Origin of the sequence: Arthrobacter sp. StoSoilB20, assembly GCF_019977295.1 — a bacterium.
In the GTDB taxonomy this organism is placed as follows: Bacteria; Actinomycetota; Actinomycetes; order Actinomycetales; family Micrococcaceae; genus Arthrobacter; species Arthrobacter nicotinovorans_A.
This window is the reverse complement of sequence record NZ_AP024651.1, coordinates 3,912,638-3,939,141: the sequence shown is the minus strand read 5'-3', so window position 1 is coordinate 3,939,141 and position 26,504 is coordinate 3,912,638. Positions and strand designations below refer to the sequence as shown.

Here is a 26,504-nt window from a genome sequence, read left to right as displayed (position 1 = left end):
CCGTGTGACCTGGGTCCTACAGTCGATTCCAGAGGAACAATCGCCTGTGATCTGGAGCACAGCTGCGGGAGTCGTTATCAACGGCCACCGGGCGGGCTGCACAACAAAGCAGCAGCCGGCGACGAGGCCTCGTCCAATTCTTTGCCGGGCAAGGCACCATGGCGGTGCCACTCCCGCGGCACTCAATGAGGAGACAGTATGGGACACGTGCAGCAGCACACGCCCTCGGACGTCAACAACGCGGCCTCGCCGCTTGGCACACAGCCAGCCGGAACAGGCCCGGATGGCACACAGCCAGCCGGAACAGGCCCGGATGACCACGTCAAAATGCCCAAGAAGGCGGCGCTCGCCTCCTTCCTTGGATCCACCCTGGAGTATTACGACTTCTTCATCTACGGCACCGCCGCAGCCCTGATCTTCCCCAAGATCTTCTTCCCCGGCGGGGACCCCGTGGTGGCATTGCTCGGAGCCATGGCGACGTTCGGCGTCGGCTATCTTGCCCGGCCATTGGGCGGGTTGGTGATGAGCCACTATGGCGACAAGATCGGCCGGAAGCAGGCGCTGATGGTCACTCTCGTGATCATGGGTGCTGCCTCGATCGGCATCGGATTCCTGCCCACCTATGGACAGCTGGGCTATTGGGCAACTGCGTTGTTGCTGCTGGGCCGGCTGGCCCAGGGCTTCTCTGCCGGTGCTGAAGCCGCAGGCGCCTCCACCCTCACCATGGAGCACTCACCCGAAGGCCGCCGCGCCTTCTTCACCAGCTTTGTGATGACCGGGTACGCCTCGGGAATGGTGTTGTCCACCATCGTCTTCATCCCGCTGGCAGCGCTGCCCGAAGACCAGCTCCTGAGCTGGGGTTGGCGCGTACCGTTCTGGCTTTCGGTAGTTGTCCTCGCCGTCGCTTACTGGATACGGACCCGGCTGGATGAACCACCGGTGTTCGAGGAAATCGTGGAGCAGGACAAGCCTAAGGCCATTCCCGCCGTCGCAGTCATGAAAACCCAGTGGCGCGATGTCCTGCGCGTCGGCGTGGTGATGTTGTTCTCCGTCATGCAGACCACCTTCACCGTGTATGCCTTGGCCTACGCCACCGGTCCCGCCGTGGGCATCGACCGCACCCTCATGCTCACCGTGAACGCCGTAACCATCGGCCTGTCCATGGTGACCATCCCGATCTCGGCCATGATCTCGGACCGCATCGGCCGCAAGAAGGTCCTCCTGGTAGGAGCGCTCGGTTGCGCACTGACCACCATCGGCTACTTCTGGGCCATCAGCGAGCAGAACATTGCCCTGATCTTCCTGTTCGGTTTCCTCAACATGACCGTCTTCTACTCCTGCTGGAACGGGGTGTGGACTGTCTTCTTCCCGGAGATGTTCCCGGCAGCGGTCCGCTACTCCGGCATGGCGATCGGCAGCCAGATCGGCCTGATCCTGGCCGGCTTCGCACCGGCCATCGCAACCCTCCTGGCCCAGCCCGGACCGAACGGTTGGTGGCCCGTAGCGGGCTTCACCATCCTGTGCCTGGTGGCTTCGGCCATCGCCATCATGACGGCCCGCGAAACCTACAACGTTCCGCTGGAGGACCTCGGCAAACCGCGGATCAAGTAGGCACTCCAGGCAGAACAGAACGCACGACGCCGGGCGGCGGCTCCCAGCCGCCCGGCACCGTCCCTTACCAATACATCCAAGCAACCGACTCGCCCAAGCAACCGACTCATATGTCCCGAAAGTTGGATCACCCCATGATTTCGCCAGCACCGGCACCCCGCATCTTCCGCGTAGGAATCGCGGGTTGCGGCGCCATTTCCCGCAACCACCTGGAAGCCTTCAGCGCCTTGGACAACGTCCGAATTGTGGGCGTCTGCGATGTGGATCCGGACCGGGCCTCGGCTACGGCAGCGAGCTGGGGAGTCCCGCACGCAGTCACCAGCGTGGACGAACTCCTGGCACTAAACCTGGACATCGTCTCCGTCTGCACGCCACACCCCACCCACGAAGAAGTGGTGCTCCAGGCTGCGGCCGCAGGCGTGAACGTCCTCTGCGAAAAACCCATTGCCACCAGGCTGGACTCGGCCGAACGCATGGTGGCTGCCTGCAATGAAGCCGGGGTCCAGTTGGGGGTCCTGTTCCAGCGCCGTTTCTGGCCGGCGTCGCAGAAAATCCGGGCAGCGATCGACGACGGCACTCTTGGCAAAGCGATCATGGCCCAGTGTTCAGTGATGCTCCACCGCGCACCCGACTACTACAACCGCGACGCCTGGCGTGGCACCTGGGAGAGCGATGGTGGCGGGGTCCTGATGTCCCAGGCCGTCCACCAGATCGACCTCCTCCAGTGGTACCTCGGGGATGTCGCCGAGGTCTACGGGAAGGTCAACACCTACCGCCACGGCGACTATATAGAGGTGGAGGATTCCGCGACGGCGGTGATCACCTTTACTTCCGGGGCCATGGCAACCCTTCAGGCATCCACAGCAGTATCGCCCAACCTCGGGATCCAGCTCCGCATCACCGGTGAAACAGGCGCCTCGGCATCGCTCACGGAATTCCCGGAAGGCAGCGATGGCCGCCTGGACCTGTGGGCGGCGGATGGGAGGATCGTCGTCGAGCCTGTACATCCCGAAGGCGTGGAGCCCAACGTGGACCTGTCCATCATCAACGGCCAGCTCATCCCGTTCCACAAACTGCAGGTGCAGGACTTTGTCCAGGCCCTGGAGAGCGGCACCGAGCCGGCCATTACCGGCCAGGATGCGCTGAAGTCGCTGCGGATCCTGCTTGCTGTTTACGAGTCCTCACGCACGGGCAAGCCGGTCCGCTTTGCGCCGGCCCACCCCGCCCACGCAGCCATTCCCTCCGCCCGGCCAGCGATCAGCCGGCTGGGAAGTCCCGTGAAGGTGGCGGGCTGACCATGGAAACGTCACCAACAGCAGCATCACCATCAGCAGCGTCGCCCCTGACCCTCGGCCGCAACGGCCGCACCCCAAGGACCCTCCGCAACCGGCTGGCTTCGGCTCCCATGGAACGCAATTACGGAACCGCGGATGGTTACATCACCGAGCAGTACATCGACTACCTTGTAACCCGCGCCAAGGCGGGCCTGGGCATGGTCACCACCGAAGCCACCTATGTCCGGGCGGACGGCAAGGGCCGGACGCACCAACTTGGACTGCACACCGATGACATGGTCCCGGGCCTGCGCCGCCTCACCGACGCCCTGCACGCCCAAGGTACCCTGGCCGCCGTCGAACTTAACCATGGCGGCCGCACCGCGCAGTCCGCAGTGTCCGGGTTCCAGAACCTCGCGCCGTCGCCGGTTCCGTGCGCGACGGCGGGTGGAGAGGTTCCGCTGGAACTCACCGCTGCCCAGTGCTACGAACTCGTTGACGCGTATGCTGCTGCGGCCCGCCGTGCGGTTGCCGCCGGGTTCGACGTCATCAACGTCCATGGCGCCCACGGGTACCTGATCCACCAGTTCATGTCGCCGATTTCCAACCATCGGACGGACGAGTTTGCTGCCCCGGAGTTCTTCATGAATTTGGTCATTGATGCTGTTCGAGAGGCCGTGCCGGATACGATCCTGGGCATGCGCGTCTCCGTGGTGGAAGGCCCCGCCGACGGCATCAGCGCCGAGCAGCAAGTTGACATCATCGCCAAAGCCAACCTCGACAAGCTCGACTTCCTGGACCTTTCCGCGGGCAGTTACGACGCTGGCGAATGGATCGTCCAGTCGGGGGAATGGAAGCCCGGCATCCTTGCCGATTACGCCAAGGCCTACCGACGGTTCGGCATGCCGCTGGGGATGGCCGGCCGGCTCAACAGTCCGGAAATCATTGAAGAAGTCCTTTCGGAGGGCACCTGCGATTTCGTCAGCCTGGCCCGTGCCATCCATGCCGATCCTGCTTTTGTTGGCGGTGTCCTGCGGGGCGAACGCTACCGGCCATGTATCGCGTGCAACGTCTGCATCGACAACCTCGGACTCGGGCAAGTCACCTGCACCGTCAATCCTGCTGTCGGCCGGTCCCGGGTACCGGTTCCCACCCCGGCCGTCCGTCCGGATTCCACAGTGCTGGTGGTCGGTGCCGGTCCTGCCGGGCTCACCGCCGCCCGCGAACTCGCCCAAGCCGGTGCCCGTGTGACGCTGGTGGACCAGGGGTCGCGGACCGGCGGGCAGTTTGCCCTGGCTGAACGCATGAGGTCCACGCCGGACTTCCACCGCTTTGCCGACTGGTCAACGTTGGAAAACGAGCGCCTGGGCGTGGACGTCCGCTTGGGTTCCCGCGTTGACACCTCCGACGCCGGTGCGCTGGCCCGTGACTTTGGAGCCGACGCAGTTGTTATCGCCACCGGGGGTCGTTTGCCGGCAGCCGGGTTTGCCGGCAGTGATTCGCCTCGCGTCCTGGATATCCGGGAATGGCTGGCGGCTCATCCGGAAGTGCTCGACGGCGGTGCTGCCGCTGCGGGGGGTGCGACCGCGTTGGGTGGCTCGGCCTTTTCGGGTGGTCCGGTGGCTCCGGGTGGTCCGGCCGCTGCGGCTGGCTCGGCCGCTTCGGGGGGTGCGGCCGATTCGGGTGGCTCGGCCGATTCGGAGGGTACGGCCGGTTTGGGTGGCTCTGCCGATTCGGCTGGTCCGGCCGCTGCTGCCATTTCGAATGGTCCGGCCGCTTCGGCTGGCTCGGCTCCGGAGGCAGTGACCATCTGGGGTGCCGATGCTGTGGCGATGAGCGTGGCCGACACCCTGGCTTCCCGGGGAACCGCGGTGACGATCATCGGACCCCAGGAGTCGTTGGCCCCGGAGTCAGGCCGCCGGGCCAAGATTCTGGCAGTGCCGCGATTGGAAGCCAACCCGCGGGTGCGGATCTTCCTGTCCAGCACCATCGAGGAGTTTGACGGCAACCGCGTCCGCATCAGCCGCGCAGGTGTTGAGGACCAGTGGGTCGAAGCCCCGGGTGAGTTGCTGGTCTCACGATCCGTACTTCCCGTGGAAGGATCTGCCACTGTAGAGGCATGGAAATCCGGGGACGGCGTGGCCTCCATCCCTGTAGCCATGGCCGGGACCGTCGTCGATCCGTCTCCGGCCATCGTGTCCAACGCAGTCAAGAGCGGATACGACGCTGCGCAACGGATTGCTGCTGCTTTGGCTGCCGGTCCTGGCAGCGATGGTACCGAGGTCGCTGGAAACGTGCCGGTTCGCCGGAGCTTTTCGGCGATCTCGCAGCGTAGCGGCGATCCCGGTGCCGCAGAGTCCCACCCAGCCGGTGACTCTGCCCCCATTGCCCTTCCACCCCTTGGCACACCGATACGCAGGCTCGGGCTCGCCCAGTTGTCCCTGGTGGGAACCGCGCCCCCGGACTTGGTGACCATCGCCGGCCAGGCCGGGTTCGACTTCATCGGAGCCCGCGTCCGCCCGGTGACCGCCACGGAACGGTCCTACAACCTTCAGCCGGGCTCGCCCATGCTGAGGGAAACCCTGGCGCGGATGGCTGACACCGGGATCACTGTGGAAGACATCGAATTCCTGCTCCTGGACGGAACGGGCCTGCAGAACGGCGTTGACCAACGCGCGGCCTGGTTGCGGATGATGGAGGCAGGCCAGGCTCTGGGCGCATCCACGCTGACTGTTGCCTGCGCGGATCCTGATTTGGACCGATTTGGGGACCACCTCGCGCAGATGACGCAGGACGGCACCGCGTATGGGATCGTTCCCACGCTGGAGCCCATTTCCTACCAGAAGGTCCGGTCAATCCCGCAAGCCGTGGAGCTCGCCGACTTTGCCGACTGCAAAATCGTGGTGGACGCGCTCCATTTCAACCGCTTCGGCGGCACATGGGCAGAACTCGAAGACGCTGCAGACCTGGTTCCCATGATCCAGCTCTGCGATGGACCGACCACCCCGCCGCCGGGCAAGGAAGGGCTGATCCTGGAGTCCCGCTTGGAGCGGGGTGTACCGGGGGAAGGCGCATTCGATCTCACGGCCATGCTCGCCTCCTTCCCCCCAGTGGTCCCCGTCAGCGTCGAGACCCCCTCTGGAAGCCGGGTGGCCGCCATGGGCGAACTCGCCTGGGCCAAACAGCTGAAGGCGGCAGCAGACTCTGTCCTCAATACCCCCGCATTTACCTGGAGTACCTCATGAACAGCACCCCCTCCCTCCCCACCCAGGACTGCGATGTCCTCGTCATTGGCTCCGGGGCAGGCGGCCTCGCTGCGGCTGTGACAGCGGCCTATCACGGACTGAAAGTCATCGTCGTGGAAAAATCCGATGTTTGCGGCGGTGCCACGTCATGGTCCGGCGGATGGGCTTGGGCTCCCGGTAATCCGCTGGCACAAGCCGAAGGCGTCACCGAAGAGAAGGAAACCTTCAGGACCTACCTCCGGGCAGTCCTCGGCGGAGATTACCGGGAAGAGAACGTGGAAGCCTTCCTGGAAGCGTCACCACACATGGTGGGATTCTTCCAGGACAAGACGTCCCTGCAGTTCGTCCCCGGCAGCAGGATCAACGACATTTACGGCAAACTTCCCGGCGCGGGCACGGGCCATCGCTCCGTGGGTCCCAAACCCCTCAATGCCCGGGCCATCAAACCAGCCCTGCGTGCCAAGATGCGTCACCAGCTGTACGAGACGTCCTTCCTGGGCATGGGAATCATGGCCGGTCCGGACCTCAGCAAGTTCCTCTCGGCATCGAAGGGCAACCCCGGCGGGATCTTCCACGCGGGGTGGCGCTTCGCTTTCCACCTCCTGGATGTGCTGGTCCACCGCCGCAACATGCAGCTGGTCAATGGCACGGCCCTTACCGGCAGGCTCATGAAGTCAGCTGATGACCTGGGTGTCGATATCCGCGTTTCCACTCCTGCTACAGCATTGCTCAGCGACGACAACGGCAAGGTGACCGGCGCCGTCGTGCGTTCTCCCGAAGGTGAGCTTCACATCAAGGCTGGACGCGGCGTCGTGCTGGCAACCGGCGGCTTCCCCAACGATGTCCAGCGCCGCAGGGAACTCTTCCCCAAGACCCCTACCGGCCGGGAGCACTGGACCTTGTCGCCGCATGAAACCACGGGCGACGGCATCAGGCTGGCCACCTCCGTGGGGGCCCGTTTCAGGACAGACGTGAAGTCGCCCGCCGCGTGGTGTCCGGTGTCGCTGGTGCCGTACCGCAACGGCCGGACGGGAGTGTTCCCGCACATCATGGACCGTGCCAAGCCGGGCAGCATCGGGGTCCGTGCTGACGGAAAACGGTTCGTGAACGAGGCCAATGGCTACTACGACTACGTGGAGGCGCTCCTGGCAGCGACGCCCGAAGGTGCCACCGTTGAATCGTGGCAGATAGCGGACAGCCGGTTCGTGCGCAGGTTCCCGCTGGGAATGGCCAAACCGTTGCCCGTCCCGCTGTTCCCCTACCTGCGATCCGGGTACCTCATCAAAGGCCGGACGTTGGAGGAGCTTGCCACGAAATGCGGGATCGACCCCGCAGAGTTGCGCCGCACGGTGGCGAGGTTCAATGCCAACGCGCGCGACGGCGTCGACCCTGACTTCGGGCGCGGCGGGACGGCCTTCAACCGCTACGGCGGTGATCCCGGCAACCAGCCCAACCCGTCACTGGGCACCCTGGAGAAGGGCCCGTTCTATGCGGTGCGGGTGGTTCCCGGGAGTTTCGGCACGTTCGCCGGGATCGACACGGACGGAACCTCGCGCGCGCTCACCAGCGACGGCGACCCCATCCCCGGTCTCTACGTCACCGGCAACGACCAAGCCAATGTCATGGGTGGCCACTATCCAGCCGGCGGCATCAACCTTGGCCCGGCGCTGACGTTCGGATACATTGCAGGCCGTCACCTCGCGGGCGTGGACAACTACGAGGACGGCGGCACGCGCGCGGCCGTGCAGGTCACGCTGTAGCGAGACGTTGTGAGGCCTGCTGTGCAGGGTTTGGCACGGGGATTGCGTGCAGAGCAGGCCTCACAACGCGGGGTGATTGCTACGTACTTCCTACCCTCCTGTCAGGCGCGGGACGGCCGGAACAGTAGTGACAGGCGCCGGTGCCGGTGGGGGAGCGGGCGCCGCGAAAGGACCGCTCGGATAGAGTGCGGTGGCTTCCATCATGTAGTTGGCCCATTGCGGACCGGCGATCATGTAGCCGTCCAAGGACTTGTAGAACTTGCCGTCAATGGTGACGTTTTGTCCGGCGCGCTGCTGTCCCGCCGTCGTGTCCCCAAAGAACGACGCCGTAGCAAGGGTGGTGGTGTAACCGGCAACCCAGGTGGCGCCGTTGTTGTTGGACGTGCCGGTCTTGGCGGCCACGGGTACTTGGCTTTGGACCTTGGGATTGATGTAGACGCCGGAGCCCATTTTCAGGACGTCCTGGAGGACCGCGTTGACACCGCGGGCCACAGCCGGTTTCACGGCCTCCCTGCACTCGGGTTTTTGGGCTTCGAACTGGCGGCCTTGGGAGTCGCTGATCCCGGTGATCGCGATGGGTGCGCAGTAGGTGCCGTCATTGGCGAAGGTGGCGTACGCGCTGGCAAGGACCACCGGTGCCACGCCGATGGAGCCCAGCAGGTTTCCAATCTGGTGCATGTTCACCGGAGCGTTGTCGAGACCGCTGTGAAGACCCACTGTGTCCACCATTTTTTGGATGCCGCAGAAGTCCAACTGGGCTGCGGTGGCGAAGGTTGCAGTGTTAATGGAGTTGTAAAGGCCGTAGTTGATGGGCATGGGCCGGTAATAGCCTGCGTCGTTGTTTTGCAGGTCGTCGTCGGCGCCCAGGTTCTGTGCTTTCTGGGCGCTGCTGTAACCTCCCATCACCTTGCCGCAGCTGGAGCGCCAGGGGAAACCCACCGGATAAACCCTTCGCGAGGCGTCAACAATGGCCGTGGGGTTCTTGCCTTCGTTGAGCCATTCGGCGTAGATGAACGGCTTCATGGTGGATCCCGGTTGGAATCCTCCCGCGCCGTTGAGGTCGTATCCGTTCGCGTCCTTGGCGTCCACGTTGAAGTTCAGCTGGGTATCGTACTTGCCTTCTTGGGGTACAAACACCGTGTTCTGGGCCATGGCCAGGATCTTCCCGGTGCCGGGCTGCACGGTGGTCATGGCCGCACCCCATTTGTCCGGATTGTCCCCGGCCGAGGCGTCCACCTGGGCTTGGGCAGCGGCCTGGAGCCTGCTGTCCAGGGTGGTGGTGATGGTCAGGCCACCCCGGTAAAGCAGGCGCTCGCGCTCGTTGACAGTGGAACCATAGGTCTCGTCGTTGAGGATCAGATGGGAAACGTAGTCACAGAAGTAGGTGGCGATCGCGGCACCCGCGCAGCCTTGGCGCGAAGGGGTGACGTTCAATTCTATGGGCGTTGCCACTGCCACGCCATGGTCCACTGCCGTGATCTTGCCCTGTTCCAGCATCCGGTCCAGGACAAGGTTGCGGCGCTTCAACGCGGCATCGGGATCCACCGTGGGGTCGTAGATGCTGGGGCCGTTGACCAACCCGGCGAGCAGCGCGGCCTGCGGCAGGGTCAGATCCTTCGCGGACGTGCTGAAGAAATAGCGTGAGGCGGCTTCAATGCCGTAGGCGTCCCGGTTGAAGAACACAATATTCAGGTAGCCCTCAAGGATCTGGTCCTTGCTGAACCGCTTTTCCAGTTCGAGGGCAAGCTTGATCTCGCGGAGTTTGTCCCCCATGGTTTTCTGGCCGCTGAGCACCACATCTTCAGGTCGCCCTTCGGAAAGCCGGGACTCGTTGAGCACGTTGGTGACATATTGCTGGGTCAAGGTGGAAGCACCTTGCCGGGTGCCTTTGGTCAGGTTGGAGGTCAGTGCACGGATGATGCCCTGGGCGTCCACACCGGCGTGCTCGTAAAAGCGGTTGTCTTCAATGGCCACGATCGCCTCGCGAATGAACGGCGACATCTGGTCCAAAGGGACCTTCACGCGGTTCTCGGCGTAGAACGTGGCAATGTGTTGGCCATCGGCCGAGACCAGCGTGCTGGAAAGGGAGGGGGAATCGACGTTCAGTTCGCTGGGCAGGTCTTTGTAGAACCCGATCGATCCACCCACGGTAGTGCTGGTGAATGCCACCACAGGGACTACCAATCCGGAGATCAACACCCCGCAGAGAATGCTCACGAAGAAGTATCCGAAGACCCTCAGGAGGACCTTGCCGAGACCTGATTTCGGACTCTGGTTGTTCGCCATTTTCGTGCCAATCCGTCGGGATGTCAGGCTGAAAAGTAGCTACAGAATACGTCCGGCAACGCTATTGGGCCATGGTTGGAAGCCCAAAAATGGTCCCAAATCGGACTCAATCCAGCGGCAGGGTGACCCTCACACTGGTGCCCCGCCCAAGGGCGGAGTCGATGTCTACTGTCCCGCCGGCGTCGTGCACTGCGATGGACATCAGCAGCAGGCCGAAACCGTGCCGCCGGCCACTGGGTGCTGCGTGGATTTCGAATCCGCTGCCGTCGTCAGTGATAGTGATCTGGATTCCGTGGTAAACGGCGTTGAGGCGAACGGTGAGTTCCGTGGCGTTGGCGTAGTTGAGGGTGTTGCTGAAGGTCTCCTGGGCCACGTGGTAGAGCAGTGCGGCGGCCGAAGAGGAGATCTCGATGCCATGATGCGGGGTCTGCCAGTGGACGGCGATGCCGGTCCGGCGCAGCGGCGCGGCAAGGCGGTCGATGCATCCTGCGACGCCCAGCGCGTAGAAATCCACGGGGTGCTGGTCCTGGATGATGCCCTTGACGGCAACTACCTCACTGAGTGCTGATGACTGCTCCATTGCGTCCCCCACATCGTTGTCTTTCATATTTGGAATTCGTTGCCGAAACCCCTCGGTATGGGTGTTCCGACTGATTCCAGCGTGGCGCCGCTTTATCAAGGAACGTTTCCGTTTGGCTCAAGTTCGCATCAAGTTTGCGAGGGAGGCTTGCGGGGGCCCGTCTCCTCCTTTCGCACGAACCAAAACAGCGCCCGACGACGGCAGGCGAGTGTCGTCGTCGGGCGCTGAAGGGTGTGGGCTACCTCCTCTGGTCCAAGGCGGTGAGCATCAGGCGGCACGCACTTGGGACCGGAAGTTCATCCCTGCCGAACGACGTGTGGCTTCGCTACCCACTTTCGCCGTTCAGCTCGCTCAATGAAAACCAAAAAGGTTGATTTCAGCCAGCAAAACAGTGAAAAGGGGTAACGAAGCCACAGGATTCCAACAGGGCCAGCTCACCCAGGCGGGAAGAGGTGCTTCCCTCGAATCGCAACGTCGTTTGGGGAGTCGGGCCTACCGGCGGCCGCCACCTCCACCAGGGCCCTGGGCCTGGGTGTACTGGCCCGCAGTCACCGTGCCCTGCTTCTGGGCTCCGTCAGTGGAACCCGTGGTCAGGCCTGCCCCGGCATTGGCGCTGCCCCCGGTGTACACCGTGTAGCTCTCACCGTCGGTGATGGCCTGGGAAGAGAAGACCAGCGATGCAGTGGTCTTTGTGGTCACGAATGTGGCAACCACATCACCGGATGAATCAACAAGGTGCACCGGAGTGCCAGCCGATACGGACGAATCGAAGGTCACTTGCACCCCTGACTGCGTGGACGTGGTGCCAGGGGTGACCGCCATGCCTGCACTGCCGGCTGCTGCGACGGTTCCGCCACTTACTACCAGCTCGCCGTTTACATCCAAAGCCCCGTTGCCGTCGTTGGTGGGGCCGTTGACCACCACTGTTCCTCCGGAGATGGTGGCGCTGCCGTTGGAGTCCAGGCCGTCGCCCTCGGAGTTGATGGTGAGTGTTCCCCCGGATACGTCCACGGAGTAATCGCCTGCCGCCATCTCGCCGCCGCCCATGCCGCCACCAGCGGGTCCGCCCATACCGCCGCCCATGCCAGCGGCGGCGCCGGCGTCAGTGGACGCTGAGGTGGACGAACCGCCCGAGGCGTTCACGCCGTCGTCGTTCGATGTGACGGTGACCTCGCCGCCGGAGATGGCGATGTGCTGGGCTTCGAGTCCCTCCTCCGACTCGGCCACGGTGACGGTTCCGCCGGAAACTGTGAGGGTGTTGAACGCCTTCACGCCGTCGTCGCCTGCATTGACGGTCAGCGAGCCGCCGCTGACCAGCAGCCAGCCGCGGCCTTCATCGGCGTCGTTGTCCGCTTTGATGCCGTCCCCGCCCGCGGTCACCTGGTAGGCGCCGTCCAACAAGACGGTGTAGTCCTTGCCGCGGATGCCGTCGTCCACCGCGTCCACGGTAACCTTGCCGGCGGCCATCACCAGGCCGTCCTTGGACACGATTCCGTCGTTGGCTTTCCCATTGACCGTGAGGGAACCGGTGCCGGCGATGGTGAGGTCGGCCATGGAGAAGAGCGCTGCGTTGGGGGCGTCATCCCCTTGGTCGGCATAGGTGGTGGCGTCGGTCAGGGTGTTGGTGCTGCCGTCTTCCAGGAACACGATCGCCTCATCCGCGCTCTGCACAACAAACGGCGAACCTGCCGAATTGCCCAGCTCGACGCCATCGAGGATGATGCGCACCGTGTCTTCTTCGCCCGCCGCTACGACGATTTGGCCATCGCTCAGCGAGCCACTGAGGCGGTACGTTCCTGCCGCGCTGATGGTGACGGTATTGCCGTCTACGGCCACGCCGGTGGAGGCCGACGACGTCACTTTGCTGCCGTCGTCGGCCAGGCTCACAGCCACTTCAGTGGCGGCATCCCACGTGAGGTCGTCGCTGTCGTAATGGGTGTCTTCCTCGATGGTGGCGGCGGAGACTGCCTGCTGGGTGGAGGTGGTGCTTGAGTTGCCGGTGTTGCTGGAGGTGGTGCCGGTGGACGATGAGCTGGTGGCGGCCGTGGAGCAGCCTGCCAGTGACACGGCCAGGGCTACGGCGGCAACGGAGAGGGCAGTACGGAAAGAGCGCATGGTGGGTTCCTAAGTCTGTGGAGGGAAGGTCAGCGGACGGGATGTCAGCAGGCGGGACGCAGGGGCATCCTGTGGCGGAGTGTTTGGTTCCAACGGTTGGCCGGAAGCGCGGGATGAAGTGCTGCCATGCCGGTGGCGAACTTCGAGATGCGGCAAGGCCGGACGCCGTGTGCCCAAAGGTGCCGGTCCAGCGGGCCAGGGGCGGAACCGGATTTCGTCTCGACCACCACAGCGTTGTCCAGCATCCAAGCCTGGCCATCGGGCCTCTGCCAGGTGACGTCGGAGTCGATGGTGGCCCTGCTTCCGGACCCGGGGAGGAACAGTGTGGTGCGGTCATAGCGGGTGGACAGCACAGGGTCCAAGGGTCCAAACCCGGCATCGCCGATCGTGGCGGCCAGAGTCTCATTCACGTACGCCAAACCTTCTTCGGTCAGGCGCTCGCGGTCGCTCAACTGGTACGGAATCCGTTCCTTGACCGTTGCGTCGCGGGCACCTTCGGTTTTCACTTCCAGGAAGCTGACCCCGCTGTCCAGGTAAGTTCGGGTGCGGATCTTGAACCGCCGCCGCCGGCCACGGGCCGCCAGCATATAGCTGTCCAGCGCCGGGGTGTCGAAATAAACGGAGTCGTAGGAGAAGGTACGGTTCCCGTCCATTTCCAGCACCCGGGCCTCCGTGGTGAACGTACTGAGGATCGCCCGGGCCGTTGCCGACGGCACCAGATACTTGCGGTCAACCCGGGTCAGCAGCCCGGCTTCCGTGGTGAGTTCTTCAAGTCCGACGGCGGGTAGTTGGCCCAGTTGCGGCATGACCGGTTGGGCCTCGACGCGGCTCACGCTACACCAGCCGTAGTGGGTGTGGACGGAGTGGGGGTGGACAGTTGGCCCGGTGCGGACGGAGTGGGTGTGGACGGCTGGCCCGGTGCGGGCGGAGTGGGTGTGGACGGCTGGGTGGGTGCGGACGGTTGGGTGGGTTGCGCCCTGTGTAGGGGCTGCGCCGGCAGTTCCCGGGGTGCCGGAGAGAGCGCCCCGGAGGGCTGGTCGAAGCCCAGATCCGAGCGTCGGGGCTGCTGCGGGCGCACCGCGTACCGGACATCAACGATCGTCTTGTCGTTGACCATGTCCAACTCCTGGATGGTGGCCGAATGCACGGTGCCGTGGAGGACTTCCTCCAACCGGGCGTAGAGCTCGGGCTCGTTATTGATGGCCCTGTCCAGGACCACTGTCTGGTGCCGGTAGGCGGGCAGTACCCGTGGGTTGTCTCCAACGAACATCACCAGGAGGACCAGTGCCATGAGGGCCAAGGTGAGCCAGAGGGGCTCCACGCCGATGCCCGCGATCAGGCCGAGGGCCAGTGCCGAGAAGTAGTAGGCCACCTCGTGCTGGGCCAGTTCCGTGGAGCGGAGCCGGATGATGGAGAGAACACCGAACAAGCCAAGTCCCAGGCCAACGCCGGCAGCCGAACCGGACAAAGCCGTGGCCACTGCCAGGACGCCCACGTTCATGCCCAGGTAGGAGACCACCAAATCACGGCGCCGGTGGCGGCGCAGGTAGAGGGCAAGCGTCAAAATGGTGATGGCGGCCAGGTCTGCCGCGATGAGGATGATGGTATTCATCAGTTGCTCCGGAATCTCTTGGGGGATTGATCTCCACTTTTCCCGGGCATGCTGTGCTGAAACTGTGCCGGGACCAAGGCGGGGATATGTGTTTCGGTGCCATCGGTTTCCGATGCTGCGGTGCGGGCCCTGCGGATGAACAGGAATCGCTGCTGAACGCCGTAGCTGACGCCCAACAAGGCCACCTCGGTCAGCAATTTGGCCGGCACATCCGGGAGGGCAAGGGAAGTGAGGGTGGCCATGGCGGCGTAGTTGGCCGACAACAGGACAACCACCAGGGCCACATAGCCAGCAGCCGCGGCACGCAACGAGGTGTCCTTGCCGTGCTCAAAGACCAGCCGACGATTCACCAGGAAGTTCACCGAGGCACTGACCAGCCGGGCACCCACAACTGCCAGCAGCAACGAATCCGTGACGGCGCTCAGCACCAGGAACATCACCGTGTCCACCACGAACGCGGACAACGAGGAGCCCAGGAACTTCAACAGCGGCGCATAGATCCTCAGGGAGTCGGCCACGGGCCTGAAATGCGATCCGGAGTTGTTGTCCAGATAGACGGTGGCGATTTCCACGGACTCGATGCCGTAGCCTGCCTGTTTCGCTTCCAGCAGCAGGTTCAGTTCGTATTCGTAGCGTTGGCCACGGACTGTCAGCAGCCAAGGGAGCATGTCGGCCCGGTATCCGCGCAAGCCCGTTTGTGTATCAGCAACCCGTTGCCCTGTCGCCAGCCTGAACAGGCCGCGGGTCACTGTGTTGCCGAACCTGCTGCGGGCCGGGACACTTCCAGTGAAGTTCCGGCATCCAAGGATCATCGCCGCTGTGACATGACGGACACGATCGGCCACGGCCAGGATGTCGGCCACGGCGTGCTGGCCATCGCTGTCCGCGCAGACAACGTCCTGCCCCGGGAACCGTTCGGCTATGAAAGCGAACCCGCTTTTGAGGGCGTGTCCCTTCCCGCCGTTCACGGCGTAACTGAGCACATGGCACCCAAGCCGGGCGGCGTCGTCGAACGTTTGTTGGTAGTCCGGTCCGGAACCGTCGTCCACCACCACCATGGTCAGCCATGGATCGGCTTCCTGAAGGTTTCGGACAAGTGCGGTGAGCTGGTGGTCCGGCTCATAGGCCGGTATCAGGACGATCATGACTGGGCGATGTAGAGGATGTCGGAGGTGCCACGCTCTTTGTTCTCTCCAAGCGGGTTGTTCACCAGGGAGCCGTTGAAGTACATGGTGGAGGAACCGCCGCCGTCGATGTTGTAAGCGGTGGTAGCGCCGAGGTCCTTCATGATCCCGGCCAGTCCGTTCATGGTCACGCCTGCTGAGTAGCCGGGGCTGCGGCCATCGACCACCACGAACACCAGATGGTTCTCGTCAATGACCCCGACGGCGGTGCGGGGCTGCTCACCCTGGATGGAGTGGTTGCCGAAGTTGGTATCAACCTCCACGTCCTCGATCCCGGAGGCGATCTCCCCGTTGTCCAGCAGCGACGGCCCGAACGAGAGCGTGTTCCAGACGCCGTCGGCGACGAGTTGCTCAGCGCTGGTGGTGGTCTCGTCGTAGACCTTGACGGTCCCGTCCTTGTAGAAAGCCAGGCCCTGCCGTGCGCCCTCATCCCGGTACACCACGCCGTTGCGGATCACGATGCCCGTGTCCCTGAAACCGTAGTAATCGCCGTTGATGGCGAAGATGGCGTTGTGGTCCTGGGCGATCGCGGACGTGGTTTCGGTGATGTTCTCGCCATAGGTGTCCTCGGCGAACGCCGACTTCAGCGTGGTTGCATCATCAAGCACGACGTCGGCAACGTAGTAGGTGACGGTGTCGTCGCCGCTGCCGGTGGTCACCGTGGAGACGGTGACGCCGGTGTCGCCCGAGGTGTAGGAGGTATCGGTGACCACGGCGGCCGCAGGCGACGCATCAGCAGAGGTGCCGTCCTCAGCAGAGGTGGCGTCCGTCGTCGAACCGTTTGTGGTGGTGCCGGTCTGGCTTGCCTCGTATTCGGAGACGTTGGTGATCTCAGCGTGCGGAACCACGAAGCGGTCCAAAGCCCAGGCTGCGGCACCCCCGGCAGAAAGAGTGACCGCCAGAACGGCGGAGATGACGGCGCGCCGTGTCCGGCCGCCCTTACGGTGTTCAGTCTGTGGAGGAGTCATGCCTCATTTCTACGGAGCAAGGCTACGCAGGAGGTTTGCCCGACTTATGCGTGGGCTGTGAAGGTTCAGAAGCCGCGGCGGTCGGCCTCCCGGGCTGCTTCCTCGATCCGGAACCGGTGCGCAGCCCACTCCTCGGAGTTACGCGTGGGAATGTTCGGATCGCCCGGCCTTTGTCCTGCGGAGCCGTCGATGAGCTCCCTGATGATGTCCGCGTGCCCGGCATGCCTGGCGGTTTCCACGCACATGTGGACAAGTATTTGGTGGAGGGTCACGTTCTTCTTCTCCTCGGACCACCATGGAACAACGCCCGGCGCATCCAAGGGAAGGGACTCGATGGTCTCATCGCTGTGCTTGGCCGAGAAGTGGTGCAGCTCCAGGATCTCCTCCCGGGTCTCGGTAACGGGCACCCACATATCGGAATCAGGCTCGGCGTCCTCCGCCAACCACGGCAGCTCCCTGCCGCTGGGGCGTCCGAACGTCACCCCGAAATAGTCCAGTTCCACGCTGGCCACATGCTTCACCAAGCCCAAAAGGTTGGTTCCCGTGGGAGTCAAGGGCCGCCTGGCGTCGTACTCGCTGAGGTTCTCCACTTTGCCCAGCAGGTCCGCGCGGCGCAGGCGCAAGTAACCGAGCAGCATCGCTTTGTCATCCATGGGGAGCACTCTACCGAAGGGGTGTGACGGTATTGGGGCTCCGCCTCCAGATGGAGGGGCTCCGCCGCGACGGGTTCGTGCTCGACCGTGGGTTCGTGGAAACCCTGCCGGATCGCCGGAACTTACACAGGGGGCTGGCAGCCTTCCCGGGGGCCATGCACGTTTCCCGCGACTTGGCAGCAGAGCCAAGGTACTGCTTTATTCCTCCTTTCCACTTCGCGTTGACTACAACGCAAGCCAGTGGCGGTCCCGGCGAAAGACGCCGGAGTGAGTCCAGCCACGAGTGTTAGGAGCAACTCCTTGTCACTTCAATTCCCCCGAAGGACCCTGCTGCAGGGTGCCGGTGCCCTGTCTCTGGCCGCTGTGGCCAGCTCCATGTTCGCCGGCAACGCCTGGGCGGAAACGGGGCCGGATGCCGCTCAGTTCGCAGCGTTGCGAAACCGTTGGGTAGACCAGATCACCGGCCGCACCGTGATCCAGACAGGGGATCCGGACTTCACCAACGCTGTGGCGGCCTTGAACGCGAAGGCCGCCGACTCCCTTGCAAAGCTCAACAGGGCCGCCGGCAGGACATCGGTGTTCACGGATCTGTCCTTCGCCAAGGACGCAGAAATGGTCACCACGTATACACGGCTTTCCCAGTTGGCCACGGCCTGGGCCACGCCAACGGCTGCGGTGTTCGGAGACGCCGGAGTGCTGACGGACATCAAAGCGGGCCTCGCCGATGCCAACACCCTCTGCTACAACGACGCCAAAGAAGAGGTTGGCAACTGGTGGTCGTGGGAGATCGGGGTTCCGCGGGCATTGGCCGACGCCATGGTCCTGCTGCACGGCGAGCTGTCCGCAGCTGAGATCCAGGCCTATTCGGCGGCCATTGACCACTTTGTCCCCGATCCTTGGCTGCAATTCCCGCCGAAGCGCGGCAAGGTCACCTCAGTGGGAGCCAACCGGGTGGACTTGTGCCAGGGAATCATCATCCGGTCACTGGCGGGGGAAGACACCCCTAAACTTCAGCACGCAATCGCAGGACTCAGCCAAGTGTGGCAATACGTCACCAGTGGCGACGGGATCTTCAGGGACGGCTCCTTCATCCAGCACAGCACGACGCCCTACACAGGTTCATACGGTGTGGTTCTGCTCAACGGGCTTTCAAAGCTGTTCGCCCTGCTCGGCGGAACCGACTACGAGGTCTCCGATCCTTCGCGCAGCATCTTCTTCGACGCAGTGGAGGGATCGTTCGCCCCCCTGATCATCAACGGAGCCATGGCAGATTCGGTGCGCGGCCGGAGCATCAGCCGTGAAGCCAACACGGGATATGACCTGGCTGCTACGAGCATCGAGGCGATCCTGCTTTTGGCCCGGGCGATGGACAATGACACAGCCGTAAGGTGGAGGGGCCTCTGCCAAGGCTGGATTTCACGCAATACGTACCGACCCATTCTTGCCGGGGCCAGCGTCCCACGGACGGCCTTGGTGAAAGAGTTGTTGGCTTCCGGGATCGCGCCAGTGCCTGAATCTCCGGGTCACCGGCTCTTCCCTGCGATGGACCGGACTATGCACCGGGGGCCCGGCTGGGCGTTGTCCCTCTCCATGGCCAGCAACCGGATTGCCTGGTACGAATGTGGAAACGGAGAGAACAACCGCGGCTATCACACGGGGTCAGGGATGACCTACTTCCACACCTCGGACCTCGGCCAATACGATGACGCGTATTGGGCCACCGCCAACTACAACCGCCTGCCCGGCACCACCGTCGATACCACCCCTTTGCCGGACAAGGTCGAGGGCGAATGGGGCGCTGCCGTCCCTGCAAATGAATGGACCGGCTCAACAGCGCTCGGTGAAGTAGCCGCCGTCGGACAGCATCTGGTGGGTCCGGGCCGTACCGGCTTGTCCGCCCGGAAGTCCTGGTTCGTCAGCGGGAGCGTCACTGTCTGCCTCGGCGCCGACATCACTTCCGCGTCCGGGGCGCCTTTGGAAACCATCCTCGATCACCGGAACCTCCACCAAGGAAACAATGAACTCACGACGGCGTCCGGCACCGTTGCTGAAACGGCAGGGAACGCTGTTGTGCTGAGTGGGGACCGGTGGGTTCATTTGGAGGGGTTTGGTGGCTACGCTGTCCTGGATTCCTCTCCGCTGACCGTCTTGCGGGAGGCCAGGTCCGGGAGTTGGTCGCAAGTGAACATCAACGGCAGCAGCACGGTGCAGCAGCGGAACTACGCCACCATCTACCTGGACCACGGTGCCGGTTCTGCAGCGAAGAGCTATGCCTATGTGGTGGCCCCGGGAGCTTCGGCCATGGAGTCCAGCAAACTCGCCAAGCCCAATAAGCACGTAGTGATCCGCAACGACGCCACTGCCCAGTCGGTGGAGTTCAAGACAGAGAAGACCACTGCTGCCACGTTCTGGAAGCCCGGGACGGCAGGCGGGCTGGGCGCCTCCGGCCCTGCCTGCGTCGTGATTTCCCGGCACGGCAACGTCCTCAGCCTGGCGGTCAGTGAGCCGACGCAGAAGGCTGCGAGCCTCACCCTGACCCTTCCGGAGGGTTCGTGGACCAGCGTTCTCGAAGGCGCTGGCACGCTGGGGACAGATGCGGAGGGACGGACGACCCTGACGCTTGCCACGGCCGGGCTCAATGGCGTGACGCAGTTAGTGAAACTTCGCCGCTAGACCTTCGTTGTGAGGCCTGTTCTGCGAGCTATTTGGCCCTCAATGGATGCAGAACAGGCCCCACAACGCGCTGGAGGGGGCTAACCTTTTTGGCCCCGCAGGAATCGCGCACCACTATTCTCGGGCGCAGGCGGATCTGATGGAGGGGACAGGCATCGCCCTCGGTCAGCCGTCGCAGCAGGACGTCGGCGGCCATCACTCCGAGCCGGTGTTTGGCAGGGGAAACCGCAGTGAGGGGAATCTGGGCGAGGTCTGCCATTTCGTCATCGTAGGAGACCAGAGCCAGCTCCTCCGGAACCCGGATTCCATGCCGTGCTGCCGCCCCTTCCAGCAACGCTGCTTCCCTGTCACCGAAGACCAAGGCCGCCGTAGCGCCGCTGGCCGCCAGCAGCTGGAACATGTGCTCTGCCTGATCTGCTTCCCATTCGGGCTTGGTAGCGCTGAACGCCATGTCGTGGTGTCCGTCTGTATCCAGTCCCAGGACTTCTACTGCGGAAGCGTACCCGGCCATGACGGCGGCCTGCGTTGGGTTGCTGCTCCGGGCAGCCTCGTTGGCCCGCGTCAGCAGCCCGATCTTCCGGTGCCCTAAACGGTGAAGGTGCATCACGGCGTCGTACGCTCCGCCTTGGTGATCCGAACAAACGTGTTCGGTCCGGTCCCCGGGCCCGAGATCGTCGAGGCTGCGCTCCAACAAAACTACTGGAACCGGCAGGGCCATCAGCTCAGCAACCCTCTGTTGGGGGTTGTCCAATCCGGTGAGCGTCGGCACCAGGATCAGCCCGTCAACGCCGGCCTCCAGAAGGAAGCCGATGCTGGCGTTCTCGCGCGTGAAATCGTAGTGGTACGTGGAAAGCTGCAAGCTGGCGCCGCGGGCGGAGAGATGTTCCTCGATGCCTTGCAGCACTTGCGGGTAGTACAGCTGCGTGTCCGGCAGGAGCACGCCGATGACGAAGCGGGAGCGTTTCTGCGAACGCTGCGGCGCCACGAAACTCCCGGCACCCTGCCGACGAACCACCAGGCCCTTGTCCACCAGGTCCTCAAACGCCCGCCGGACTGTGGTCAACGAAAGCCCGGTATCCAGGGAAAGCTGCTGCTCAGTGGGCAGCTTGGTTCCCACCGCCCAAGTTCCCGCCAAAATACCCCTGCGCAGGTTGTCACTCAGGTTCTGGAACTTCAGGTTTTGTTTGGCGGTGTCACGCACAGTCAAAGGCGCGGATTCGCCCGTGGCGGGTTCGGGGTTTTTCCTTGGCATGATCCACCTTCACCTGGGAACGGAAATTTCTCCCATCTTGCCCCACGGTTCAGGGAGTATTTAAGAAGGAATCCCTACCCCGTGCCAAGGATTTTGGGAATGCTCATTGATTCCTCGCGTCAACGAAACGTAGCAATGAGGAGTGCCCCATAAAAAACCGAACATCATTTTCATCCTGAGTGACGACCAAGGCGCTTGGGCGCTGGGATGCGGCGGTAACGACGAGATCCACACTCCGCATCTGGACGCGCTCGCCGATCGCGGAACGCGCTTGGAGAACTTCTTCTGTGCCTCGCCCGTGTGCTCCCCGGCCCGCGCCAGCCTGATGACCGGAGACATTCCCTCCCGTCACGGCGTCCATGACTATCTGGCCGGTGTCGAAACGGGACCGGAGGCGGTGGACTTTTTGCAGGGGCAGCGCCTTTTCACCGACGATCTGGCCGACGCCGGCTACCGCCTGGGCCTGTCGGGCAAATGGCACCTGGGCGCCAACGACACCCCAAGGAGAGGCTTCAGCCACTGGTTTGCATTGGAAGGGGGCGGAAGCCCTTATGACCAGGCAGTGATGTACAGGTACGACGGCGTCGCCAGCCACCGGGAAGAGGTCACCGGATACTTGACGGACGCCATCACCCGCGACGCCTTGGGCTTCATCGAAAAGGCCTCCACTCGGCCGGAGCCCTTCTTCCTGGCCATCAACTACACCGCACCCCACAAGCCGTGGAAAGGCCAGCATCCGATCGAATTCGGGGAGCTCTACGCTGACTGTGCCTTCACGAGCTGCCCCCAGGAACCGCTCCATCCGTGGAGTCCCACTGTCAATGGCGTGCCCATCGGGGGTGAGGCCGATGTACGGGCAGCCCTGGTGGGATATTTTGCCGCAGTGAGTGCCATGGATGTAGGAATCGGCGAGGTCCTGGGCCGGCTGGAGGACCTTGGCCTTGCGGACAACACCCTGGTGATCTTCAGTAGCGACAACGGCTTCAACTGCGGCCACCACGGTATTTGGGGGAAGGGCAACGGGACGTTTCCCCAGAACGTGTACGACTCGTCCATCAAAGTCCCGGCCATTTTCGCGTTGCCCGGCCGGATCAGGCAGGGAGCCGTCCTGACGGAACTGCTGTCGGCCTACGATGCAGCCGCAACGGTCCTGGAGCTGGCCGGACTGGACGCCGGGCCCTTCGAGGAGGGGCCCGGGAAGTCCTTCGCAGGGTTGTTGCGCGGGCTGCCGGACCCTGCACGGACTGGCAGCGGCGGGAACCCCGACGACGGCGGGCAATCCGCCGCCGCGGGGGACCGCGCCGTCGTGGTCTTCGACGAGTATGGCCCGGTTCGGATGATTCGCAGTGCGGAATGGAAGTACGTGCACCGGTACCCCCATGGGCCACACGAGCTGTACAGCCTGGTGGCTGATCCGGACGAACGGGACAACCTTGTGGATGACCCGGTTCATGCCCTCCGCGCAGCCGGTATGAGGGGCCAGCTCCAGGAGTGGTTTCACCGTCATGCCGTCCCGGGATTCGACGGGAGTTCACTCCCGGTGGCAGGGGCCGGGCAGACTGCGTCCGTAGTGGAGGATCCCTTGGGAGCCTTCACGCCACCCAACTGGGACGGAACGGCCGCAGCCGGCCTTTCGTCCTAGCCGGCCGCCGCACCAGCCGGCCTCCGGACTAGGGGACTTCGCTGAGCACCCGTCCGCCAGCAGCGGTGTTGCCGGTCGGGCTGAGGAGCCGGACGCCACCGGTTCCGGCTGCCTCGTAGGAGGCCAGGACCACCTCTACTATGTGGCGGGCGTGCTCAACGCTGACTTTCGGTCTCCCGCCGTCGAGCACTTCGATGAAGTCCTGCAACTGCAGGAAGAAGCCTTCCTGGATATCCTCAGGACGGGGTTTCCAGACAGTCCGTGTGGTGCCATGTGTGCGGACCAGCGTTCCGTTGTGAGGGCTGCAGGAAACCGTGCCGTGTTCGCACACGATGAGAACCTCGTCCATGCGTTGGGTTGAGTCTGAAGCAATGACGATGCTGACGTGGACACCATTTCGAAGCGTCAGCGACATGGCACCGTCCGTTTCCACCGGAACTCCGAAGCGGTTCAGCGTCGAGGCACTGAGTGACTCGACCGGCGCGCCCCCGAACCAGATGGAACGGTCCAGGCAATGTCCGCCAATGTTCATCAGGGCCCCGCCCCCGGCCATGGCTTTGCTGAAGAACCAGTCCGGTCGGGTTCCAGGGCGGTAGTCGGTGGTCCGGTAGTCACGGATCATCAGGACTTGGCCGAGTTCGCCGCTGGCCAGCACCTTCTCCGCGGCGAGCTTCTCCGGCAGGAAATGCTGGATCTGGCCCACCACCAAAGCAACCCCGGCTTCCCTGCATGCCTGGATCATGCGTTCACAGTCGGCAACCGTGGTAGCCATGGGCTTCTCCACCAACACGTGCAAGCCATGTCCTGCCGCGGCCAGCACCATCTCCAAGTGCAAGGCGTGCGGGGTATTGATGATGACGGCGTCCAGTGCGGCGTCCCGATACATGGCCATATAGTCCGTGTAAACCTGCGCATCCCACGGCGAGGCAACCCTCGCCGCTGCCTCCTGCTGAAGGTCGCAAACCGCAGCCAAGCGGACGTTGTTGATCCGCCCGGCAGATTCCGCGTGGAAGTGTGCCACGGCACCGGCCCCAATGATTCCCAGTCGTATCAATTTCCCTCTTTACATCGCGGCCGAAGCGCGGACACTGCCTGCCCGCGCGGATCACTTTGATTGTTGGGGAGCCCCAAGGGAGGAATACATGCCTAATCGGAGTGGACCGTCGTGGCTGTGACAGGGAAGGGCCTGATGATGGCGGAACCCGGTGGCGACTCATTCGAAAGTACTCATTGAATCCTGCTTTCACCGACTGTGAGAGTCGTCTCACTGAACCGCATCCGGCCGGTTCCCCCTCACTTGAAAGGTGATCCCCATGGGCAAAACAGCCCGTCATCTTCGCCCGCTGGCCGCACTGCTGGGTGCTGCACTCGCCTTGTCCACCACTGCTTGCGGTGGAGCCACCGATGCCTCCGCCCCTGCTGGGGCCGTGGATATTTCCGGCTCCATTTCAGGGCAGACCATCAACTACTGGTCCATGTGGAAGGACGGTGAGCCGCAGCAAAAGGTCATTGCCGCAGCCATCGCCGACTTCGAAAAAGAGACCGGCGCTACCGTCAGCGTTCAGTGGCAAGGGCGCAGCAACACGGAAAAACTCGTTCCAGCCTTGAACACCAACAACGTCCCGGACCTTGTGGACGGCACGTTCGCGAAGCTGGCCCCGGTAGTGGGAGAAACGGGCCAGGCGAGCCCGCTCACATCCGTGTACTCCTACGAAGTTGACGGCAAAGCGGTCAATTCAGTGATTCCGGAAAAGTTCACCAGCAACGGAGTATTCAAGGGCGAGGACGGGCAGCCGTGGATGGTTCCCTACAGCGTCAGCTCGGACGGCATCTGGTTCGATGCTGCCAAGCATCCCGAACTCAAAGCCAAACCGCCCGCCACATGGGATGAATTCATGGAGGTCCTGGACAAGCTGAAGGCCACGGGCACCGCTCCCATCGCGGCGGACGGCGACATCGCCGGCTACAACGCCACCTGGTTCGTGACCTCGCTGCTTCGGCTCAAAGGGGCGGGAAGCTTCAAGGCGCTTGTCGAGGACAAATCGGGGGAAAGCTGGGACGACCCCGCGGTACTCGACGCAGCCCGGAAGGTGGAAGCCCTTGTAGATGGTGGCTACCTCAACAGTGGTTACAACGCGAGCAAGTTCCCCGCTCAGCAGCAACTATGGGCCAACGGCGACGCCGCACTGATGCTCAACGGTTCCTGGACCCCTACCGAAACCGGTACTTACGCAGCACAGGGGTTTGAGTTCTCGTCCTTCCAGTTCCCCTCCATGGGCGACAAACCTGCCAGTGCCCGGGTGGACTTCATCGGCTTCGCAGTGCCGGCGAAGTCCAAGAACCAGGTTCCCGCCCAGCGGCTTGCAGCGTTCATGCTTGGTGCCAAGTACCAGAACGCCCTTGGAACCGAAGCCAAGGTGCTGCCGGTACGTGCGGACGCCCCGGTTGCACCCGCCGTCGAATCCGTCAAAGCCGCCATCGACGCAGCCCCCGCTACCCATCTGCAAAACGACGGAGTGACCTTCCCCGGCTACATGGAGAAAGTCTTCTTCCCCAAGGATGACGAGTTGTTCCTCGGGAAGTCCTCTGCCGAGGACTTCATCGCAAAGATGAAAGATGCCCAGATCCAGTACTGGAAGGACAACGGCTGATGTCCCTTGACCTCACGGAGACCCGGAAAGGCAGTCTGTCCCCGAACCGGCCCGAGTTCCGTAAGCCTGCCCGGCGCAAACCACCACGCGGTGTCAAGCACCAGGGGAGCTCCGTCGACGTGCAGCGCAAGAAGCTGTTGGTTCCTTTCGTTGGTCCGGCCTTTGTCCTGTACACGGTCCTCTTCATCGTCCCGGCACTCGGAGCAGTATGGATCAGCCTGCACAAGTGGGCCGGCTCCGGACCTATGAAGTTCGTTGGGCTGGACAACTACGGCAGGATCTTCCGCGACCAACTGTTCCTGTCGTCCTTTGGGAACACCCTGCTTCTGCTGTTCGTCGTGGGAGCAGCGATCTTCATCCTGGCTTTCGCGTTGACGTTGGTGCTCAGGGACATGGCGGGGAAGAAGATCGCCCGCAACGTCATCTTCTTTCCGCACCTCATTAACGCCCTGGTGTTCGGCGTCCTGGCCGGCTTCATCTTCAATCCAGGCGGGCTGGTCAACAGCCTCCTGGCACCCTTCGGAGTGACCGACCCGCCCAAGTGGCTGGCACAGGACAACATCTTTCCGCTCATCATGGTGACCCTCGTCTGCACCACCACCGGCTACTTCACCACCATCCTCATGGCCGGTGTCGACCGCATTCCGCCCTACTACTACGAAGACTGCGCCTTGGCCGGTGCCTCGGCTTTCCAGCGCCTGCGCTATGTGATCCTGCCCCTGACCTGGGACGTCTTTGGCACCTGCGCGGTACTGTGGACGATTTCCTCCGTGAAGATCTTCGAGATCGTCTGGGTCTTCGGTGGCAGCTCCGGAGCAGGTGTGCCACCGACACAAAGCTGGACGGCTGCCGTGTACACATACGTCAACGCCTTCTCTGGACAATCGACCCCGGCGTACGGCGCTGCTACCGCGTCAGCTGTGCTGTCATTGGCCCTGATCTCCGTCCTGGTAGTCCTGCTGCGACGCGCCATGCGCCGCGACGCCGTCGAGTTCTAA

At 63.5% G+C, this 26,504-nt stretch carries 18 protein-coding genes; 8 read left to right on the top strand and 10 right to left on the bottom strand.

Features of this window, described 5'->3' with window-relative positions; translation table 11 throughout:
* Positions 1-198 precede the first annotated feature (198 nt).
* From LDN85_RS17815 to LDN85_RS17800, 4 genes are all read left to right on the top strand, one after another.
* Entirely contained in the window at positions 199-1,611 is a 1,413-nt protein-coding gene (locus tag LDN85_RS17815; RefSeq protein ID WP_081733373.1) for an MFS transporter, read from the top strand.
* 134 nt (positions 1,612-1,745) lie between these two features.
* A complete protein-coding gene (locus LDN85_RS17810) occupies positions 1,746-2,906 on the top strand; it encodes a Gfo/Idh/MocA family oxidoreductase (protein WP_223943709.1) in 1,161 nt (386 codons plus the stop codon).
* 2 nt (positions 2,907-2,908) lie between these two features.
* Complete coding sequence (locus tag LDN85_RS17805; protein WP_223943708.1) at positions 2,909-6,130, top strand: FAD-dependent oxidoreductase; 3,222 nt, start codon at positions 2,909-2,911, stop codon at positions 6,128-6,130.
* Entirely contained in the window at positions 6,127-7,890 is a 1,764-nt protein-coding gene (locus LDN85_RS17800; protein ID WP_223943707.1) for an FAD-dependent oxidoreductase, read from the top strand. Before LDN85_RS17805 ends, LDN85_RS17800 begins: the two co-directional genes overlap by 4 nt.
* A 90-nt stretch (positions 7,891-7,980) precedes the next feature.
* On the opposite strand, the gene LDN85_RS17795 is transcribed toward LDN85_RS17800, so the two are convergent.
* The 8 genes from LDN85_RS17795 to LDN85_RS17760 form a co-directional block, all read right to left on the bottom strand.
* A complete protein-coding gene (locus tag LDN85_RS17795; protein ID WP_223943706.1) occupies positions 7,981-10,176 on the bottom strand; it encodes a transglycosylase domain-containing protein in 2,196 nt (731 codons plus the stop codon).
* 106 nt (positions 10,177-10,282) lie between these two features.
* A complete protein-coding gene (locus LDN85_RS17790; protein WP_223943705.1) occupies positions 10,283-10,783 on the bottom strand; it encodes an ATP-binding protein in 501 nt (166 codons plus the stop codon).
* 465 nt (positions 10,784-11,248) lie between these two features.
* Complete coding sequence (locus tag LDN85_RS17785; RefSeq protein WP_223943704.1) at positions 11,249-12,871, bottom strand: carbohydrate-binding domain-containing protein; 1,623 nt, start codon at positions 12,869-12,871, stop codon at positions 11,249-11,251.
* Between the two features lie 44 nt (positions 12,872-12,915).
* Positions 12,916-13,677 carry a polyphosphate polymerase domain-containing protein gene (locus LDN85_RS17780; protein ID WP_223945488.1) on the bottom strand — a complete coding sequence of 254 codons (762 nt, stop codon included), beginning with the start codon at positions 13,675-13,677 and terminating at the stop codon, positions 12,916-12,918.
* Between the two features lie 23 nt (positions 13,678-13,700).
* Positions 13,701-14,483, bottom strand: coding sequence for a DUF4956 domain-containing protein (locus LDN85_RS17775; protein WP_346347051.1), 783 nt, complete (start codon positions 14,481-14,483; stop codon positions 13,701-13,703).
* Positions 14,483-15,628, bottom strand: a complete 1,146-nt coding sequence (locus LDN85_RS17770; protein ID WP_223943703.1) for a bifunctional glycosyltransferase family 2/GtrA family protein — start codon at positions 15,626-15,628, stop codon at positions 14,483-14,485. The genes LDN85_RS17775 and LDN85_RS17770 overlap by 1 nt, the downstream gene beginning before the upstream one ends.
* Positions 15,625-16,635, bottom strand: coding sequence for a phosphodiester glycosidase family protein (locus tag LDN85_RS17765; protein WP_223943702.1), 1,011 nt, complete (start codon positions 16,633-16,635; stop codon positions 15,625-15,627). Before LDN85_RS17765 ends, LDN85_RS17770 begins: the two co-directional genes overlap by 4 nt.
* Before the next feature lie 65 nt (positions 16,636-16,700).
* Positions 16,701-17,288, bottom strand: coding sequence for a DinB family protein (locus LDN85_RS17760; protein ID WP_091552034.1), 588 nt, complete (start codon positions 17,286-17,288; stop codon positions 16,701-16,703).
* Positions 17,289-17,588: 300 nt separating this feature from the next.
* Here LDN85_RS17760 and LDN85_RS17755 point away from each other — a divergent pair, with 300 nt between their 5' ends.
* Positions 17,589-19,961: a polysaccharide lyase 8 family protein gene (locus LDN85_RS17755; protein WP_223943701.1), complete on the top strand. Its 2,373-nt coding sequence runs from the start codon at positions 17,589-17,591 to the stop codon at positions 19,959-19,961.
* Positions 19,962-19,989: 28 nt separating this feature from the next.
* Here LDN85_RS17755 and LDN85_RS17750 read toward each other — a convergent pair whose 3' ends face one another.
* Positions 19,990-21,213 (bottom strand): substrate-binding domain-containing protein, encoded by a 1,224-nt coding sequence (locus LDN85_RS17750; RefSeq protein ID WP_223943700.1) that lies wholly within the window; start codon positions 21,211-21,213, stop codon positions 19,990-19,992.
* A 142-nt stretch (positions 21,214-21,355) separates the two neighbouring features.
* On the opposite strand from LDN85_RS17750, the gene LDN85_RS17745 reads away from it, so the two are divergent.
* A complete protein-coding gene (locus LDN85_RS17745; RefSeq protein WP_223943699.1) occupies positions 21,356-22,855 on the top strand; it encodes a sulfatase-like hydrolase/transferase in 1,500 nt (499 codons plus the stop codon).
* A 28-nt stretch (positions 22,856-22,883) separates the two neighbouring features.
* Here LDN85_RS17745 and LDN85_RS17740 read toward each other — a convergent pair whose 3' ends face one another.
* Positions 22,884-23,876 carry a Gfo/Idh/MocA family oxidoreductase gene (locus tag LDN85_RS17740; RefSeq protein ID WP_263422070.1) on the bottom strand — a complete coding sequence of 331 codons (993 nt, stop codon included), beginning with the start codon at positions 23,874-23,876 and terminating at the stop codon, positions 22,884-22,886.
* A 292-nt stretch (positions 23,877-24,168) separates the two neighbouring features.
* Here LDN85_RS17740 and LDN85_RS17735 point away from each other — a divergent pair, with 292 nt between their 5' ends.
* Together LDN85_RS17735 and LDN85_RS17730 are read left to right on the top strand one after the other, a co-directional pair.
* The gene (locus LDN85_RS17735) at positions 24,169-25,506 is read left to right on the top strand and encodes an extracellular solute-binding protein (protein WP_223943697.1); all 1,338 of its coding nucleotides are present in this window, start codon (positions 24,169-24,171) and stop codon (positions 25,504-25,506) included.
* Positions 25,506-26,504, top strand: coding sequence for a sugar ABC transporter permease (locus LDN85_RS17730; protein WP_223943696.1), 999 nt, complete (start codon positions 25,506-25,508; stop codon positions 26,502-26,504). Before LDN85_RS17735 ends, LDN85_RS17730 begins: the two co-directional genes overlap by 1 nt.

Excerpts from the sequence above, each read along its gene's own strand:
- LDN85_RS17815 (WP_081733373.1), top strand. The coding sequence starts at position 199 with ATGGGACACGTGCAGCAGCACACGCCCTCGGACGTCAACAACGCGGCC.
- LDN85_RS17810 (WP_223943709.1), top strand. The coding sequence starts at position 1,746 with ATGATTTCGCCAGCACCGGCACCCCGCATCTTCCGCGTAGGAATCGCG.
- LDN85_RS17805 (WP_223943708.1), top strand. The coding sequence starts at position 2,909 with ATGGAAACGTCACCAACAGCAGCATCACCATCAGCAGCGTCGCCCCTG.
- LDN85_RS17800 (WP_223943707.1), top strand. The coding sequence starts at position 6,127 with ATGAACAGCACCCCCTCCCTCCCCACCCAGGACTGCGATGTCCTCGTC.
- LDN85_RS17795 (WP_223943706.1), bottom strand. The coding sequence starts at position 10,176 with ATGGCGAACAACCAGAGTCCGAAATCAGGTCTCGGCAAGGTCCTCCTG.
- LDN85_RS17790 (WP_223943705.1), bottom strand. The coding sequence starts at position 10,783 with ATGAAAGACAACGATGTGGGGGACGCAATGGAGCAGTCATCAGCACTC.
- LDN85_RS17785 (WP_223943704.1), bottom strand. The coding sequence starts at position 12,871 with ATGCGCTCTTTCCGTACTGCCCTCTCCGTTGCCGCCGTAGCCCTGGCC.
- LDN85_RS17780 (WP_223945488.1), bottom strand. The coding sequence starts at position 13,677 with ATGCCGCAACTGGGCCAACTACCCGCCGTCGGACTTGAAGAACTCACC.
- LDN85_RS17775 (WP_346347051.1), bottom strand. The coding sequence starts at position 14,483 with ATGAATACCATCATCCTCATCGCGGCAGACCTGGCCGCCATCACCATT.
- LDN85_RS17770 (WP_223943703.1), bottom strand. The coding sequence starts at position 15,628 with ATGATCGTCCTGATACCGGCCTATGAGCCGGACCACCAGCTCACCGCA.
- LDN85_RS17765 (WP_223943702.1), bottom strand. The coding sequence starts at position 16,635 with ATGACTCCTCCACAGACTGAACACCGTAAGGGCGGCCGGACACGGCGC.
- LDN85_RS17760 (WP_091552034.1), bottom strand. The coding sequence starts at position 17,288 with ATGGATGACAAAGCGATGCTGCTCGGTTACTTGCGCCTGCGCCGCGCG.
- LDN85_RS17750 (WP_223943700.1), bottom strand. The coding sequence starts at position 21,213 with ATGCCAAGGAAAAACCCCGAACCCGCCACGGGCGAATCCGCGCCTTTG.
- LDN85_RS17735 (WP_223943697.1), top strand. The coding sequence starts at position 24,169 with ATGGGCAAAACAGCCCGTCATCTTCGCCCGCTGGCCGCACTGCTGGGT.
- LDN85_RS17730 (WP_223943696.1), top strand. The coding sequence starts at position 25,506 with ATGTCCCTTGACCTCACGGAGACCCGGAAAGGCAGTCTGTCCCCGAAC.